The 16,303-nt window shown below is 45.8% G+C and carries 16 protein-coding genes; 15 read left to right on the forward strand and 1 reads right to left on the reverse strand.

Annotated elements, in window-relative coordinates; genetic code table 11:
• Positions 1–84 precede the first annotated feature (84 nt).
• The 4 genes from HQ865_RS00205 (at position 85) to rmuC (ending at position 5,114) form a co-directional block, all read left to right on the forward strand.
• Positions 85–1,227, forward strand: coding sequence for a DNA polymerase III subunit (locus tag HQ865_RS00205; protein ID WP_173412947.1), 1,143 nt, complete (start codon positions 85–87; stop codon positions 1,225–1,227).
• A 2-nt stretch (positions 1,228–1,229) separates the two neighbouring features.
• A complete protein-coding gene (locus HQ865_RS00210) occupies positions 1,230–2,780 on the forward strand; it encodes a PSP1 domain-containing protein (protein WP_173412948.1) in 1,551 nt (516 codons plus the stop codon).
• 16 nt (positions 2,781–2,796) lie between these two features.
• Positions 2,797–3,246: a gliding motility lipoprotein GldH gene (locus tag HQ865_RS00215; RefSeq protein ID WP_237073662.1), complete on the forward strand. Its 450-nt coding sequence runs from the start codon at positions 2,797–2,799 to the stop codon at positions 3,244–3,246.
• A gap of 494 nt (positions 3,247–3,740) precedes the next feature.
• Positions 3,741–5,114 carry a DNA recombination protein RmuC gene (gene rmuC / locus HQ865_RS00220; protein WP_173412949.1) on the forward strand — a complete coding sequence of 458 codons (1,374 nt, stop codon included), beginning with the start codon at positions 3,741–3,743 and terminating at the stop codon, positions 5,112–5,114.
• Between the two features lie 3 nt (positions 5,115–5,117).
• On the opposite strand, the gene HQ865_RS00225 is transcribed toward rmuC, so the two are convergent.
• On the reverse strand, positions 5,118–5,600 hold the full coding sequence (locus HQ865_RS00225; protein WP_173412950.1) for a hypothetical protein: 483 nt from the start codon (positions 5,598–5,600) through the stop codon (positions 5,118–5,120).
• Between the two features lie 482 nt (positions 5,601–6,082).
• On the opposite strand from HQ865_RS00225, the gene HQ865_RS00230 reads away from it, so the two are divergent.
• The 11 genes from HQ865_RS00230 to HQ865_RS00280 all read left to right on the forward strand — a co-directional run bounded on the left by HQ865_RS00230 (position 6,083) and on the right by HQ865_RS00280 (position 16,300).
• Entirely contained in the window at positions 6,083–7,063 is a 981-nt protein-coding gene (locus HQ865_RS00230) for a DUF6427 family protein (RefSeq protein ID WP_173412951.1), read from the forward strand.
• 55 nt (positions 7,064–7,118) lie between these two features.
• Complete coding sequence (gene purQ, locus HQ865_RS00235) at positions 7,119–7,811, forward strand: phosphoribosylformylglycinamidine synthase subunit PurQ (RefSeq protein ID WP_173412952.1); 693 nt, start codon at positions 7,119–7,121, stop codon at positions 7,809–7,811.
• 3 nt (positions 7,812–7,814) lie between these two features.
• Entirely contained in the window at positions 7,815–8,558 is a 744-nt protein-coding gene (locus HQ865_RS00240; protein ID WP_173412953.1) for a type III pantothenate kinase, read from the forward strand.
• Positions 8,551–9,876: a PorV/PorQ family protein gene (locus HQ865_RS00245; protein WP_173412954.1), complete on the forward strand. Its 1,326-nt coding sequence runs from the start codon at positions 8,551–8,553 to the stop codon at positions 9,874–9,876. Before HQ865_RS00240 ends, HQ865_RS00245 begins: the two co-directional genes overlap by 8 nt.
• Before the next feature lie 13 nt (positions 9,877–9,889).
• On the forward strand, positions 9,890–10,477 hold the full coding sequence (gene lptC / locus HQ865_RS00250) for an LPS export ABC transporter periplasmic protein LptC (protein ID WP_173412955.1): 588 nt from the start codon (positions 9,890–9,892) through the stop codon (positions 10,475–10,477).
• A 130-nt stretch (positions 10,478–10,607) separates the two neighbouring features.
• Complete coding sequence (locus tag HQ865_RS00255; RefSeq protein WP_237073673.1) at positions 10,608–12,692, forward strand: peptidylprolyl isomerase; 2,085 nt, start codon at positions 10,608–10,610, stop codon at positions 12,690–12,692.
• A gap of 69 nt (positions 12,693–12,761) precedes the next feature.
• A complete protein-coding gene (locus tag HQ865_RS00260) occupies positions 12,762–13,277 on the forward strand; it encodes a DUF2480 family protein (RefSeq protein ID WP_173412957.1) in 516 nt (171 codons plus the stop codon).
• 8 nt (positions 13,278–13,285) lie between these two features.
• On the forward strand, positions 13,286–14,059 hold the full coding sequence (locus HQ865_RS00265) for a DUF3108 domain-containing protein (RefSeq protein ID WP_173412958.1): 774 nt from the start codon (positions 13,286–13,288) through the stop codon (positions 14,057–14,059).
• Between the two features lies 1 nt (position 14,060).
• Positions 14,061–14,624 (forward strand): DUF3109 family protein, encoded by a 564-nt coding sequence (locus HQ865_RS00270; RefSeq protein ID WP_173412959.1) that lies wholly within the window; start codon positions 14,061–14,063, stop codon positions 14,622–14,624.
• Positions 14,625–14,640: 16 nt separating this feature from the next.
• Positions 14,641–15,021 (forward strand): hypothetical protein, encoded by a 381-nt coding sequence (locus HQ865_RS00275; RefSeq protein ID WP_173412960.1) that lies wholly within the window; start codon positions 14,641–14,643, stop codon positions 15,019–15,021.
• A gap of 688 nt (positions 15,022–15,709) precedes the next feature.
• Positions 15,710–16,300, forward strand: coding sequence for a hypothetical protein (locus tag HQ865_RS00280; RefSeq protein ID WP_173412961.1), 591 nt, complete (start codon positions 15,710–15,712; stop codon positions 16,298–16,300).
• Positions 16,301–16,303: the final 3 nt, after the last annotated feature.

The raw sequence follows: 16,303 nt of genomic DNA on the forward strand, positions 1-16,303 counted from the left end.
ATGGATATAGGTGGTCAAATTTCCCGGGTCTCAAATCTCACATCTCATATCTCACATCTAAAATCCAATTACTATCTTGCGCCAATGCAGTTTAAAGAAATAGTTGGACAGGCGGCTGTAAAGCAAAGGCTCATCGCATCGGTTAACGAGAACCGGGTGAGCCACGCGCAATTATTCCTGGGGCCCGAAGGTTCGGGTAACCTGCCGCTGGCTATTGCTTATGCGCAATATGTATCGTGCGAGGATAGGCAACCCGGTGATTCCTGTGGCGAGTGCGCTTCGTGCCGTAAATACCAAAAGCTGGCCCACCCCGATCTGCATTTCTCGTACCCGTTCTTTGCCAAGCATAAGGACGATAACGCGCTTACCTTTATAGAGCAGTGGCGCGAAGCTTTGTTAGCTAACCCTTATATCAGCCTTGATGTATGGCGCGGGTACCTGGATGCCGAGAACAAGCAGGCCAATATCAACATAGCCGAGTGCCACCAGATCATCAAAAAACTAAGCCTTAAACCGTTCGAGTCGGCTTATAAGGTGCTGATCCTTTGGCTGCCCGAATACCTGGATAAAGAGGGGAACGCCCTGCTAAAGATCATCGAGGAGCCACAGCCCAACACGCTGTTCTTACTGGTGGCCCAAAACCAGGATCAGATATTGAATACCATCCTCTCGCGCACGCAACTGGTAAAGATACCGGCGCTGGAGTATAACGATATTAAAGAATACCTCACCGATCACGGCCAAACCCAGCACGCCGCCGAGGAGATAGCCTACCTGAGCAACGGCAACATGACCGAAGCCCTGAGCATGGTGAACCAGGAGGGCAATAACTATCACCAGCTATTTATTAAATGGCTGCGCATGTGCTTTGGCAACAAGGGCAGCGAAGTGATAAGCTTTACCGATCAGCTGGCTAAACTGGGCCGCGAGAACCAAAAGAATTTTTTACGCTATGGCATCAGCTTTGTGCGCGAGTGCTGCCTGTTGCTGGCCGGTGCCGGTAACCTGGTACACCTGCCTGCTGCCGAACTGGATACCGCCCAAAAAATGATAGGGGTGATGAACATGGCACAGGCCGAAGCCATTAGTGCCGAACTTGAAAAAGCGCATTATCATGTGGAGCGAAATGCTAATCCCAAGATATTGTTTTTAGATGTATCTTTACAAATTGTTAAGATACTATATTTTAAAACGTTCCCGCAAGGGGCTCAATATATACCAATATAAATATGGGTTGTGGAAGTTGCTCAACAGGTGGTGGTTGCACCCCTGCAGGCTGCAAAAGTAACGGCGCGTGCCTTACAAATGGATGCAGCAAACTGGATGTTTACGACTGGCTGTCGCATATGGACATGCCGGCTAATTATAAGCCTTTTCAAATTGTTGAAATAAAATTCAAGGGTTCGCGAAAGGATTTTTACCTTAACCAGGATAATATTTACCTGGAGGCGGGCGAACTGGTGGCTGTAGAAACGGCTACCGGCGGCTACGATATTGGCCACGTATCGCTCACCGGCGAACTGGTGCGCATGCAAATGACCAAGCGTCATGTTAAGGAAGCCGATGTTGCCAAAAAGATCTACCGCAAGGCTACCGAAGCCGATGTGAACAAGTGGAAACTGGCGAAAGACCTGGAATGGGAAACCATGCACAAGGCCCGCACGCTGGCCCTGCAATTAAACCTGAGCATGAAGCTAAGCGATGTGGATTACCAGGGCGATAAAACCAAAGCTACCTTTTATTATACCGCCGAAGGCCGTGTGGATTTTCGTGAGCTGATCAAAAAAATGGCCGAGCAGTTCCGTATCCGTATAGAGATGCGGCAGATAGGCATGAGGCAGGAAGCAAGCCGTTTAGGTGGTATCGGATCCTGCGGTCGCGAGTTATGCTGCAGCACCTGGTTAACCGATTTTAAAACAGTATCTACCGCCGCGGCGCGTTACCAAAACCTGTCGCTTAATACCCTTAAACTGGCAGGCCAGTGCGGCAAGCTAAAGTGCTGCCTGAACTACGAGCTGGATACTTATATGGATGCGCTGAAGCATATCCCCGATAATGTAAATATCCTAAAGACCGAGCGTGGTGATGCCCGCCTGCAAAAGACAGATATTTTTAAACGCCTGATGTGGTTCAGCCTGCCTGGCGAAGAGGCCTGGCTGCCTATAAAAGCAAGCCGAGTTAAAGAGATCCAAAAAATGAACCGTGAGGGTATTATCCCTCCCGACTTAGGTGAACCGGTAGAGATAGTGACACCTGTAGCCAAAGCGCTGGATTACGAGAACGTGGTAGGCCAGGATAGCCTTACCCGTTTGGATGAGCGCAGCCGCAACCGCAATAAAAACAAGAACAAGAAAGGCGGGCAAGGCGATGGCAGGCCGCAGCAACAAAGTGGTGGCAATCAGCAACGCGGTGATCAACAAGCCCGCCAGCAGAACCAGCAGCCTAAGCAGCAAAATCAGCAAAGGCAGGGTGGTCAGCAGCCGCAGCAAAACAGGGGCGGGCAGCCACAGCAACAAGGTGGCGGTAACCAGCAGGGGGGTAATCAACAGCCTCGTCAGCAGCAGAACCGTCCACAGGGACAGCAGCCAAGGCAACCAAACCCACAGCAACCAAAGGCAGAGGGCGCGGCTCCGCTGGCAGAGGGTGCACAGCAGGCCCAGCAGCCCCGCGATCCGAATGCGCCTGAAAGAAACAGCAACAATAAACGACGCAACAAGAACCGCAATAAAAACCGTAACAACAATAACGGCAATGCCAACAGCAATGAAGCAGGCGCGTAATATTATTTGCATCTTAATGTTTTTATGGGTTGCAACTCTGCTAACAGGTTGCAGCGACCCCAAAGCGGTATTTGATCAGAACACCATGATCGCCAACCACAACTGGGGGTATGTAAACAACGTGGTGTACAATGTGCCGATAACCGATAACTCGGTACCCTACAACCTGTACTTCAACCTGCGTGTTACCGGCGATTATAAGTACGCCAACATGTTTGTGCTGCTGCATACCACCGGTCCGGATAAAAAACCCCATGTAATGCGCTACGAACTGAAGCTGGCCGCACAAACCGGCGAGTGGCTGGGCAGCGGTTCAGGCAATTTATACAGCTACCAGATCCCGTTTGAGGGGCATTTTAAATTCCCGGCTAAGGGTACTTACCGTTTTGTGATAGAGCAAAATATGCGCGATAACCCCCTGCACGAGGTGAGCGATGTGGGGTTAAGAGTGGAAAAAGCGGAGTAGGTTTTTGAATGTGCAAATGTGCGGATATGCATATGTGCAGATGAAATAATGCCCGCATTGCCGAAGACAACGCATTAGTTCCCTCCCTGGGGAGCGGTGCGGGTGTCCGTGCGTTGGCAGGGAGGGGTTTGATCACATCGCTGGCGCAAGTTTAAGCGGCTGGCTGTGTAATGGGTTAACTTGTGCCTCGGTTTGCCGGAAGTTTATAAACTTCCGGCGATGATAACCACAGGTTACGCTACGCTAAGCCTGCGGCAGCAAACCATACTAAAGATAATTTGGCTAAAGCCATTCCTCAGCCTCCGTATATCGTTGGTTAAAACCAACGGCAATGAACTGTATATATCAAATTCATTGCCGTCCCATTTATGGGACGGATAAGTTAGGTTAACAATTGGCTTTAGCCAAACACTCCTGCAAGTTTCTTCATCTGCATATTTGCACATCCGCACATCTGCATATTTTCCACTATCTTTGCTAATATTTTTATCAAAATGAATGCGATAATTTTAGGTGCGGCGATATTTATCCTGCTGATAGCGGTCATACTTTTCCTCAAAAAGCCAAAGGCATTGGATGCTGTCTCGGCCGATGAACTGCAACGTTTACGTACCGACGCCGAACAACTGCGCATCAGCCTGGCCAAAGCCGAGGAACGCGCCAGCGGCCTTGCCATCGAGCGCGATAAAGCCGACCGCAATCTGCACGAGGAACGCCTGCGCTACGAAGCCATAGTGCGCGACCTGAACCAGGAACTGCTGGCCGAAAAAAGCCGAATGACCAAGGCCGAAGAGGCCTTTAAAGCCCAGCGCGAACGCCTGGCCGAACAGGAACTGTACATGCAGGAGATACAGCAAAAATTCAAACTGGAATTTGAGAACGTAGCCAATAAACTGCTGGAAGAAAAGTCGCAAAAGTTTACCGAGACCAACCGCAACAGCCTGGACCTATTGCTGAACCCGTTGAAAGAGAATATCAAGCTATTTGAAGAAAAGGTAGAGAAGGTTTACAAAGCCGAATCGGACGAACGCAACGTGCTGAAAGGCGAGATCTCTAAATTGATGGAACTTAACCGCCAGATCAGCGAAGAGGCTGGCAACCTAACCCGCGCGTTAAAAGCAGATACCAAAAAACAAGGCAACTGGGGCGAGGTGATCCTGGACCGCCTGCTGGAAGCATCGGGACTTTTAGAGGGCGAAAGCTACACCAAGCAAGGCAAAGGCCTGGGCCTGGCCGATGAGGATGGCAACCGTTTCCAGCCCGATGTGATCATCAACCTGCCCGATAATAAGCATATCGTTATCGATTCGAAAGTATCGTTGCTGGCTTACGAGCGACTGGTGAATTGCGATACCGACGAGGACCGCGAGACTTTCCTTAAACAGCACATCATCTCCATTAAATCGCATATTAACGGGCTGGGCGGCAAAAACTACCAGGACCTATACGGCATCAACTCGCCTGATTTTGTGCTGCTGTTTGTGCCTATAGAATCGTCGTTCGCCATTGCCGTACAGCGCGAAGCCGAACTGTTTGAGTTCGCCTGGAACAAAAAGGTGGTGGTGGTAACACCGTCTACCCTGCTGGCTACGCTAAAAACGGTAGCCTCTATCTGGAAACAGGAGCAGCAGACCCGCAACGCCATCGATATTGCTACCAAAGCCGGCGCCCTTTACGATAAGTTTGTGGGCTTTATAGCCGACCTGAAAAAGATAGGCGACAATATAGACCGCTCGCGCGATGCCTACCAGGATGCTTTTAACAAATTATCGGCCGGAAACGGCAACCTGATCGGCAGGGTAGAGGTGCTGCGCAAGTTGGGTGCGAAGAATACTAAACTGATCGATCAGAAGTTTATTGAGGAATAGGGGTTAATCTAACCTGATCTCGTAATACATTTTTTTATCCGCACCCTGTAACTGCAAGGCCAAAAGGCTTTCGTTACCGCGTTTGAATACCGAATAGCTAAAATCGTCGATGATCCGGATGCCATCATAACGAAACTTAGATTTGCTAAGGCTGCCCATAAACTCCTTGTATTGGTAGCTGTTACTTATCCAGTACAAGGTTTTAATTTTGCCTGCCGGGTCGGTTACTTTGCGTACGGTAAGGTCGGCAGTTTCCCCGGGTTGGGTCTGGAAGATCCAGTTATTTACTTTTTCGCGGCCTTTCAAATCCCAGCCGTAAGCCGTTTTGTAGCCTTTGGTATCGAGCTTTGTTGTTATGACCCCACTATCCAGCGTGTGGTGAATGGCTATCAGTTCATCTGGTTGCAGCACCTGGCTTTTGGCAGTTTGGCGTATCAGCAGGCAGCCTGTAGCCAGTATACCGGCAATAATAATTTTTTTGGTCATGGTATTAGGTTTTAATGGATGGTTATCTCAATTAATGTAAATATAAACTAAAAAATTAGTTACATACAAATTTTAATTATTTAAAACGCTTCAACTGCTAATAATCTTGCTGTGTAAGCTTTATAGCAAATAATCAAAATCCTGTCAGCCCGTTAGATGCTTAACGCCAATTATTGAGTACCTCCGGCACTCAGGGATAAAATTGATCTTTTTGCTGTAAAGCTTGTGCTCCGGCAGGAGCACAATATCGGTAGCATAAATGGTGTATCTATCATAGCGTGCCATAGGTACGCTATATTTTATTCCGTACCTATGGCACGGCAGTGGTTAATTGTATATTTTTCTACCAACATTTCACCCCGATGGGCTGTGCCTGGTCTAAATAATGATATTGCACATCAGGCGCACCGTGCTTTTTTAAAACCTTTCGCCTTTAACCTTTTCCCTTTCAGCCTGTTTTTTGCGTAATATTGCAGCGCGAAATGATCTCGGTATTCAGGAATTTTAATCCCATTAATGTTTTGTGGCTGGTAATTATGCTGGTGCTTACCCGTATATGCTATTTGTATACCGGCCCGGCACAGGTAGAGCTAACACTGGTCGAGTCGTTCGCCCGTTCGCTGCTGCCATTAAATTATGTAGATATGATAAGCCTGCCACTTAATATGCTGCTGGCGGGCATACTGGTATTGGCACAGGCTATCTTACTTAATTATGTGGTCAACCACTATAACCTCATCAGCAAACCATCATTTTTACCGGCGCTGATGTATGTTACGGTATCGGGTTTGTTTACGCCTTTTTTAACAGTCAGCCCGCCGCTTATCTGCAATTTTTTGGTGATATGGATGGTGTTTAAACTGCTGAGCTTTTACAAAGGTGGCGATGTAAAATCAACCACTTACGATCTGGGGATGATCGTGGCGCTGGGCAGTATTTTTTACCTGCCTTATATCTACCTGTTTTTGGTGATCTGGATAGCCCTGCTTATCTTCCGCCCGTTCGACTGGCGCGATTGGGTAGCCGCCATTATGGGGTATGTTACCGTATTCTTCTTCCTGGCCGTGTTTTATTATCTTACCGACAGGATCCACAGCTTTTACCAGATCTGGGTGCCGCTGGGCTCAAAGTTTCCTAACAGTATCCATATATTCAATTATAAAAACTATCTGCTGCTGATACCGGTGGCCGTTATTTTGGTGCTCTGTCTGTTTCGGTTGCGGGCCAATTTCTTTAAAAGCTTTATCCTGGTGCGTAAATCGTTCCAAATGTTCTTCAGCATTTTTATTGTAGCGGGCCTGGCGTTTTATATCAAGGCCGATTTCCGGCTGAACCATTTTTTGCTGTGCGCTGTGCCCATATCGGTGTTTTTTGCTTATTATTTTCTGCATGCAACCACCCGCTGGATATACGAGAGCCTGTACTTTTTACTATTGGTTGGCATCATTTACTTCCAGTTTTAACAATTTTTAACTTTTACATTCGTTCATGTTGCCCGCGTTATGTTAGTTTTGTAGCATGAAATTTGGCGTAATTACATTCCCGGGGTCCAATTGCGATGCGGACATTATTTATGTTTTAGAAAAAATAATGGGCCAGCAGGTGGTTCCCCTGTGGCATAAAGACCATGATTTGCAGGGTGTTGACTTTGTGATCCTGCCCGGCGGCTTCTCTTTTGGCGACTATCTGCGTTCGGGCGCTATTGCCCGCTTCTCGCCGATAATGCAGGAGGTGATCCAGTTTGCAAACAGGGGTGGTTATGTAATGGGCATCTGCAATGGCTTCCAGATATTGACCGAGGCCGGCCTGTTACCGGGCGCGTTGCTGCACAACCATCACCGTAAATTTATTTGCCGTAACATTTATTTGAAACCGCAAACCACGCAATCATTACTGACCGCTCAGCTGAATCAAAACGAGGCCTATAAAATACCTATCGCCCATGGCGAGGGTAACTATTTTGCCGATGCCGATGTGCTGAAGTCCATTAACGATAACGACCAGGTGATGTTCCGTTACTGCGACGAGTTTGGTAATATCAATGCCGATGCTAATCCTAACGGTTCGCTGGAAAATATCGCGGGTGTTACCAATATCAGCCGTAACGTGTTTGGTTTAATGCCACACCCTGAGCGTGCTGCAGATACATTGGTAGGTAACCAGGACGGACTGGCCATTTTCGAATCGATATTATCGCTGGTTAAAGCCTAAACAATGGCTTCGCTGGTTATCGATATCGGCAATAGCTATACCAAGGCCGCGGTTTTTGAGGGGAATGAACTGCTGAAAGTTGAGTACTACCAAAAGCCTGATCTAAAACAATTCAACGAATTGATTGCTGGTCGCGATATCGGCAAGGCTATCATTTCGTCGGTAAAAAAAGATAAGGCTAACTGGCAGGATGAGTTATCGACGCGGGTCCCAACGGTAAATTTTACCCGGGATATGGCGGTTGGCATTAACAATCACTATCGCACGCCGCAAACGCTGGGGATAGATCGCCTGGTGGCGGTTATGGGGGCGCGATGCCTTTACCCCGATGCAGCAAATTTGGTGATAGACGCCGGTACCTGCATCACCTACGATTATGTGGATGCCTACGGTAACTACTACGGCGGCAGCATATCGCCGGGATTGCAAATGCGGTTTAAGGCCATGCACAATTATACGTCGGCATTACCGTTAGTAAATGCGGACGAAAATTTTGACAGTCCGTTTGGTTACGATACCGAAACCGCCATGCGGTCGGGCGTGCAAAACGGACTGATATACGAGATTACAGGCTTTATACAAAGCTACGCGGCTAACAGCCCGGCTATGAATATGATACTAACCGGGGGCGACGGGATTTTTTTTGATACACTCTTAAAAAATAGCATCTTTGCCCCCTATATAAAAAATGAACCTTATTTGGTTTTAAAAGGATTAAACGCAGCTATACAACAGCATAATGATTAGATACTTCAGGGCTTTAACTGTTTTCTTACTGTCGGTTGCCATCGTTCCGGCAATGGCGCAATCAACCGCTACCACCAGTTCCCCTTATTCAAAATATGGTTTAGGCCTTATCGATCCTATTTTACTGCCGCAAAACGTGGCCATGGGCGGCATAGGTACAGCCACCAACAATATCAACGGTTACAACAACATCAACCCGTTAAATCCGTCATCGTACGCAAATATCCGCTTTACCGCTATCGACGCGGGTTTGTACAGCAATTTCGTTTCGTTCAGTAAATCGGGCGTACCTAATCAAACCAGTTCAAACTTCAGGTTTAGCCACGTTACTTTTGCTATGCCGGTAACACAGCATTCGGCTTTAAGCTTTGGCCTGATGCCTTACAGCGAACTGGGCTACAAATACAAACAAACGCTAAACCGCGGCTATGGCACATCATCGCCTGCCGATACCAACCTTACCAATAATGTTTACAGCGGCGAGGGTGGCTTATCTAAATTTTACCTGGGTTATGGTATAAATGTTACCAAAGCGCTTACTATCGGCGCCAATGCATCGTACATATTTGGTAAACTAAAACAATACAGCTCAACCGAGTATCCGCAGCTTTACGGCGTGTTTAACTCCCGCCAGGAGATCAGCAATTCCATCGGTGGTTTAAATTACGATTTCGGCGCGCAGTACACCGTTACTTTAGCCGAGGACAGGCACCTGGTGTTTGGCTACTCGGGTTCGGCGTCTACAAAATTAAATACCGAAAGCACCTTCCTGGTAAGCCAGTACCAGATTGATGCAAGCACCGGCGATGAGGATGTGGCCAGGGATACTACCGTAAACCGTAAAACGCCTAATGGTAAAATTCAGCTGCCAATGATTCATCATTTTGGGGTATCGTACCAGTTAGACCGTAAGTTTTTGGTAGGCGCCGATTACAGCATGGGCAATTGGTCTAAACTAAGCATCAACGGCGTAAACCAGGGTTTGCAAAACAGCCAAAGTTTTAACATTGGCGGTCAGTTTAATCCTAACTCAAACTCGCTGCACAGCTATTGGGCTTTGGTTGATTACCGTTTCGGCGCGCATTTCGAAAAAACTTACGTTACCATCAATAATCAGGATATTAAGCAAATGGGGGTAACCTTTGGTTTGGGTTTACCACTTGCCGCTAACGGCAGCAGCTTTTATAAGGTAAACATAGCCGGCGATCTGGGCCGTCGTGGTACCATGAGCAACGGGCTGATCAGGGAAACCTATTTTAACCTGCACTTAAGCTTCACGCTTAACGATAAGTGGTTCCAGAAATACAAGTTCGATTAATTTTTTAAACGATATGCAGGAAGGGGCAAACCATTGGCTGTGTGTACTATTAACGGCTGTGGTGTGCCCCTTGCTTTTTAGCGCCTGCAGTAACGACTTGAAAAAAATTCGCGAAATATCTAACCGCGAAGTAAATAGCCCTGCAGATACCACCCGCGGCGTAGATGCCATCTACAGCGATTCGGCCAAAGTTAAGGCGCGCGCGCTTGCCCCCCTGATGCTGGAGTATGCCCCAAGCAAAGATATTAAAGAAGAATATAAGCTGATGCCTAAAGGGGTAACCATTATTTTTTTTGATGAACACCAGAAGGAGACGGGTAGGGTAGTGGCGGATACCGCTTATTTTTACCCGCTGCGCAAGCTGTTCAATTTGCGCAAACACGTAGTGATCACCAGCATCAAAGGCGATGTTTTTACGTCGGAAGAATTGAACTGGGATAATGGTACCGATAAAATAACTACAAATAAGCCGTTTGAAATAAAAAGAGCCAACGGCGATATAGGGCATGGCACCAGTTTAGTAACTAACGGAAGATTTGACCACTACGATGTAACAAATCAAACCGGTATTTTTACCATCAACCGCGATCTGGGCCAATAAAACTCAGCTTTTTTAATCTCAAAATTTGTATTACGTAATTTTACTAAAAGTTGTATCTTGCGCCCTCTTTTTAAATGAGTTAATATTTTTTTAAGACTATATGGGTATAATGAATTATTTGCGGGAGAAGATGGGAAAGATCCTCGCAATAGTGATTGGTGTAGCGCTGACGGCTTTTATTATTGGCGAAGTAGCCAGGTCGGGCAGCTCATTCATGCGCGACTCGCGTAATGAAATTGGTGAAGTATCGGGCGAAAAGGTGCCTTACGACCAATTCTCGAAAAAAGTTGATCAGAACACTAAAAACTTCTTATCGCAATCGGGCCAAAGCCCTACGCCGCAAATTACCGGCTATATACAGGAAACCACCTGGAACCAGTTTATCAGCGAAATTATCCTGAAAAAGGAAATTGAAAAATTAGGTTTGGTAGTTAGTACCGACGAAACCCGCTCGATGATCAGCGGTAACAACCCTAACCAGCAAATTATACAGGCATTTGGCGATCCTAAAACCGGTCAGATTGACAAGCAACGCCTTAACATGTTCCTGACTAACGTAGGCGCTGCTAAGGAAGATGACCCGATGAAGGTTCAGTGGAAGGAATTTGTAAGCCAGATGATCGAATCGAAAAAGGCCGAGAAATACCTGGCGCTGGTACGCACCGGTTTATACATCAACTCGCTTGACGCTAAAGACGATTACGAAGCAAAAAACAAACTGGTTAACTTTAAATACGCCCAGCTGGATTATGCTTCGTTACCCGATGCAAAGGTAACCCTGACCGACGACGATTACAGCAGCTACTATAACGAGCACAAAGCACAGTTTAAAAACACACAAGAGCTGCGCAGCTTTGAATATGTAGCCTTTAACGCGGCGCCATCAAAAGAAGATACCGCAGCCGTTAAAACTGAAATAGACAAACTGGCGGCCGATTTTAAAACCGCTACTAACGACTCGCTTTTTGTTCAACTGAATGCGGATACCAAAGCACCAATTGTTTTTCAACACAAAGGCCAGCTTGAACCAAAGCTTGATTCTGTGATGTTCAGCGCCGCTAAGGGTACGGTTTATGGTCCTTATTTCAGTAATGGCAGCTATAAAGTGGCTAAACTTATCGATAGCCGCGTTGGTCCCGATTCGGTTAAAGCAAGCCACATCCTGTTAAATCCTGCAACCGAAGGCGGTGTTGATAAAGCTAAAGCCAAGGCCGATTCTATTAAGAAATTACTTGCTGGCGGTAAATCATTTGCCGATCTGGCCAAGCAATTCTCAACCGATAAGGGTTCTGCCGATAAAGGCGGCGACCTGGGTACATTTGGCCGCGGCGCAATGGTTAAGGAATTTGATGATGCAGCCTTTGAAGGTAAAAAAGGAGATATCAAGATTGTAACTACTCAGTTTGGTGTACACATCCTGCGTATCGAAGATCAAAAAGGTTCATCTAAAGTGGTAAAGGTTGCCATTGTTGATAAGCCGCTTGAAGCCAGCAACAAAACACAATCTGCCGCTTATGCTAAAGCGCAGGCGTTTTTAGCTTCGTTAAATAAAGATAACTTCACTATCGAAAGCCAAAAACAAGGCCTGGCTATTAAAAAAGCCGACGACGTTAATGGTATTGCAAGCGCATTGCCTGGTTTAGATAATGCCCGTGAAATTGTACGCTGGGCTTTCAAGGCCGATAAAGGCGACTTTACCGACCAGGTGTTTACCGTAGGTAACCAATATGTGATCCCGCGTTTAACCGAGATCAAGCCAGAAGGTACACTATCGCTGGATGCTGTTAAAAAACAGATAGAGCCGGAAGTTCGCCAAATTGCTAAAGGCAAGCAACTGGCCGCTAAGTTTGAAGCTGCCATGAGCGGCGCTTCATCTATCGATGCTGTTGCGCAAAAAGCCGGTACACCTGTTGTTCCGGTACAAAATATCGTTTTCGCCAATCCGGTTATCCCTGGTTTAGCTGCTGAATATAAAGTGGTTGGTACAGTTTTCGGCCTGCCGTTGCACAAGCTATCAAAACCTGTACAGGGTTCGCACGGTGTTTATGTGGTACAATCGGATAATTTTGTAACATCAGGAACGTTTGACAAGGCTGCACAGCAGAAACAGCAAATGCAGTTAAGCCAGATGATGCTGCAACGTACCGATGGCCAGGTGTTTGACGCGTTGAAAGATAAGGCGAATGTAAAAGATTACCGCGCCAAGTTCTTATAACATTAAATTAAAGTAAATTTGCATCCGGGATTGGTTTTTGCCTCTCCCGGATTTTTTTTGCTTACTGATATGGATATCCAGGAAAATATAATTAATAAAGTTGCGCTGAGTGGCTTGGTTACGCTTGACCCCGCCGCTTTTTATCCGCCCGGCGAAAGATTGGTGTATGATATCACCGATAACCTGTTTCATGGCCTGATCCTGAAGGAAAAGGATTTTCGCGAATTTGTGAAAGGGCATGACTGGGCGCAATATACCGGCAAAAACATAGCTATAACCTGCACAGCCGACGCCATTGTACCGGCATGGGCTTACATGTTGTTGGCTAACCGGATGGCTCCTTACGCCCGCGAAATTGTATTTGGGGATGCGGCGGTATTGGAGACCGTTTTATTTGAAAAAGCGATGGCCGGCGTTGATCTTGAACAATATCGCGACCAAAGAGTAGTTATAAAGGGATGCGGTGATATAGAGGTGCCAACATCGGCCTATGTGGAGTTGACCAAAAGGTTAACCCCAATAGTAAAGAGTTTGATGTTTGGCGAACCATGTTCAACCGTGCCTATTTATAAACGTAAAGATTAAACACCCGAATGAAGCTAAAGCTGACCGCATTATTTTTACTTGCCCTTAACTGCGCCTTCGCCCAGGAACTCACTAAAAACACCGATGTGGCCTTTAAGGCCGGCGAGCAGTTAAGCTATAAACTGAAATACGGTTTCTTCACCGCTGCCGAGGCGCATCTGAAAGTAGAGGAGTCGGATGTGAAGTTTGAAGGAAGGCCCGCTTACCATATTATTGCCGATGGCAATACGGCCGGCACTTTCGATGTGTTTTATAAAGTGCGCAACCGCTACGAAAGTTTTATCGATAAAAATACACTGCTGCCTTTTCTGTATACCGAAAACCGCCACGAGGGCAGCTGGAACCATACCGATAAGGTAACATTTGATCATAAAGAAGGAAAGATCAAGGCTGATAAAGGCACTTACCCGTTTAAGGGGCAGGTGTTCGATTTTCCATCAGCCTATTATTTTGCCCGTTGCCTTGATGTTACAAAAATGAAGATTGGCGAGAAGTTTGAACTGCGGTATTTTTTAGAAGACAGCGTTCAAACCCTCACAATTACCTACGTGGGGAAGGAAAAGGTGAAATGCGACCTGGGCACATTCAACTGCCTGAAGTTTAACCCAACAATTATCCCCGGCCGCATTTTTCGTAAAAACAGCAAGTTGTACCTTTGGGTTACCGATGATGCTAACCGCATACCTATTAAAGCGCATGTGGAAGTGATTGTGGGTAGCCTGACCATGGAAATAACCGACGCCAAAAATTTGAAATACCCATTAAACCCCATCAGTAAATAGCATGATAGAAGTAGGTAATGTGCTGGTGCATGAAGATGTAATAACCGAGAACTTTGTTTGTAACCTTAACCGCTGCAAAGGTATCTGCTGCCTGGAAGGCGATTCGGGCGCGCCGCTGAACCATGATGAACTGGGTATTTTAAAAGAAATTTATCCTAAGGTAAAACCCTACATGACGGAAAAGGGTATAGCCACCGTAGAGCGCGAGGGTACCCATGTAACAGATTTTGAAGGCGATTACACTACACCCTGTGTTGATACCAATAAAGAATGCGCCTATGTAACCTGGGAAAACGGGATTACCAAATGCGCCATAGAAAAGGCTTACGAGGCTGGCGATATCAACTGGAAAAAACCCATTTCCTGCCACCTGTATCCCATCCGCATTACTCATTACCCCGAATTTGACGTACTGAACTACGATCGTTGGAGTATCTGTAGCCCGGCCTGTAGCTTTGGTAAAGAACTGAAAGTGAGCGTACATCAATTTTTAAAAGATCCGCTGATACGCAAGTATGGCGCCGAATGGTATAAAGAACTGGAAGAGCAGGTTGCCGGGATCTAACGAAGAGAACTTACAGATGGAGCCAAAGGCCGATAACAATTTAAGGGACATAATTGCTGGTATTGCCAATGTAGTATTGGGCGTACAGGAAAAACTTTTTGTGCCCGATCTGTCTGCCCCTGTCTCCGCTCTGCAAGCAAATGAACTGATCGCAGAGTTATTCCATACACTAAGATATACCGGGGCCGCTGATATGATAGATGACAGCGATTTGAACGTGCGCGAACTCATCAAAATTACTTTTGCCGCTTTAGGTATCGAGATAGAGTTTAGCGGCCGCGATAAATATGAGAAGGCCGTAGTTATCGATTCGGACCAGGATCTGGCCACATTGTTAAATTTAAATTCCGGCGCCTTAATGCCCGGGCAAACAGTGGTAAGAATAGCATCTGCTTAGTTGCTTTTTTTGATAATGGTAACCGGGATTACCCAAGTCGCTGTAGCTGTATCAGAGTACCCTTTCTTATTATTTAACCAAAAAATAATATCCCGAAAGCGATTTCTTGACAGGGAGCGGTTAACTTCGCCGCAGGTTTATTAAATAAAATAATAGATCCGTTCTCGTAAAAGAATAATATTTTTCGCGCAATGGTGGTGAAAAGTGACGTTAATTAACGGTTGCGATACCGTTTTTTAACCCCTTTTTATTAGCTTGGAAATTATTTAATTTGCATGTAAAGCGTAAGAATGTCAGGTTTTAGAACCATAGGTTGTGGCCATTATTGGATTTTGTAAATATCTAATTACTAAGGCATTCCAAATTTTCTTAAATAAAATCGTTTTTGCGTTTTGTTTAATAATAGCAAAGCTTTATTGAATATTTGTTAAATAATTTAATCTTTTTGCTGTCGGTTTTTAAATGATGCTATTTTTCTTATTTTATTTTCAATAATCTGATTATTGGCTTATATTTGTAAAAAAGCCCTGATTTCGACTTTTATTACTAATAATATTATAATTTAATCGCTCTTACCATGAAAAAAAAGTTACTATTTAAAATTGCAATTATTGCAACTGCACTCTGGGGGACCAGCACGTGCGCATTTGCGCAATATCAGTCACCAAAAGCTACCTTAGGTTTTAACGTGGGTACTCAAGGTGTTGGTATTGAAGGGAAAATGAATGTGGTTGAACGCCTGGATGTTCGTTTAGGCGCTTCTATCATCCCTATTAACAGCATTACATCTACTCAGTATTTAGGTTCTAATCGTACCACTATAAACCTGCAGCCGCGTTTTTCAAACGTGCACCTGCTGGCAGACTGGCGTCCGTTCAAGTTCTCTGGAAGCAATCCGCTTTCGGGTAATTTTAAACTAACCGCAGGTGGTGCATACTTCATCCGTTCGGAAGGAACCGCTAACATCTCGCTGGCTGATTCTTATTTCTACGGTGATATAGAACTGCCAAAGGAAGATATCGGTGTAGTAACCGCTACTGCTAAATGGAGCCATTTTGCTCCTTACGGTGGTTTAGGTTTGGATAACATCCCTGTATTCAACAATTTTATGATTGGTTTTGAAATGGGTACTTACTATATATCAAACCCTTCTGCTTCAATTGTAGGTACCAACTTTTTGGTTGATAACGACCAAAACGGCCCTAAGCTACAAAGCAACTTAAAATCATACCAATTTATGCCGGTTTTCCAGGTAAACTTCAATTTCAAAATCAAATAACGA

This window comes from Mucilaginibacter mali (assembly GCF_013283875.1).
In the GTDB taxonomy this organism is placed as follows: domain Bacteria; phylum Bacteroidota; class Bacteroidia; order Sphingobacteriales; family Sphingobacteriaceae; genus Mucilaginibacter; species Mucilaginibacter mali.

Coding starts and splice junctions, on each gene's coding strand:
- HQ865_RS00215 (WP_237073662.1), top strand. CDS start 2,797: ATGTTTTTATGGGTTGCAACTCTGCTAACAGGTTGCAGCGACCCCAAA.
- HQ865_RS00225 (WP_173412950.1), bottom strand. CDS start 5,600: ATGACCAAAAAAATTATTATTGCCGGTATACTGGCTACAGGCTGCCTG.
- purQ (WP_173412952.1), top strand. CDS start 7,119: ATGAAATTTGGCGTAATTACATTCCCGGGGTCCAATTGCGATGCGGAC.
- HQ865_RS00265 (WP_173412958.1), top strand. CDS start 13,286: ATGAAGCTAAAGCTGACCGCATTATTTTTACTTGCCCTTAACTGCGCC.
- HQ865_RS00245 (WP_173412954.1), top strand. CDS start 8,551: ATGATTAGATACTTCAGGGCTTTAACTGTTTTCTTACTGTCGGTTGCC.
- HQ865_RS00255 (WP_237073673.1), top strand. CDS start 10,608: ATGGGAAAGATCCTCGCAATAGTGATTGGTGTAGCGCTGACGGCTTTT.
- rmuC (WP_173412949.1), top strand. CDS start 3,741: ATGAATGCGATAATTTTAGGTGCGGCGATATTTATCCTGCTGATAGCG.
- HQ865_RS00275 (WP_173412960.1), top strand. CDS start 14,641: ATGGAGCCAAAGGCCGATAACAATTTAAGGGACATAATTGCTGGTATT.
- HQ865_RS00210 (WP_173412948.1), top strand. CDS start 1,230: ATGGGTTGTGGAAGTTGCTCAACAGGTGGTGGTTGCACCCCTGCAGGC.
- HQ865_RS00260 (WP_173412957.1), top strand. CDS start 12,762: ATGGATATCCAGGAAAATATAATTAATAAAGTTGCGCTGAGTGGCTTG.
- lptC (WP_173412955.1), top strand. CDS start 9,890: ATGCAGGAAGGGGCAAACCATTGGCTGTGTGTACTATTAACGGCTGTG.
- HQ865_RS00205 (WP_173412947.1), top strand. CDS start 85: ATGCAGTTTAAAGAAATAGTTGGACAGGCGGCTGTAAAGCAAAGGCTC.
- HQ865_RS00240 (WP_173412953.1), top strand. CDS start 7,815: ATGGCTTCGCTGGTTATCGATATCGGCAATAGCTATACCAAGGCCGCG.
- HQ865_RS00230 (WP_173412951.1), top strand. CDS start 6,083: ATGATCTCGGTATTCAGGAATTTTAATCCCATTAATGTTTTGTGGCTG.
- HQ865_RS00270 (WP_173412959.1), top strand. CDS start 14,061: ATGATAGAAGTAGGTAATGTGCTGGTGCATGAAGATGTAATAACCGAG.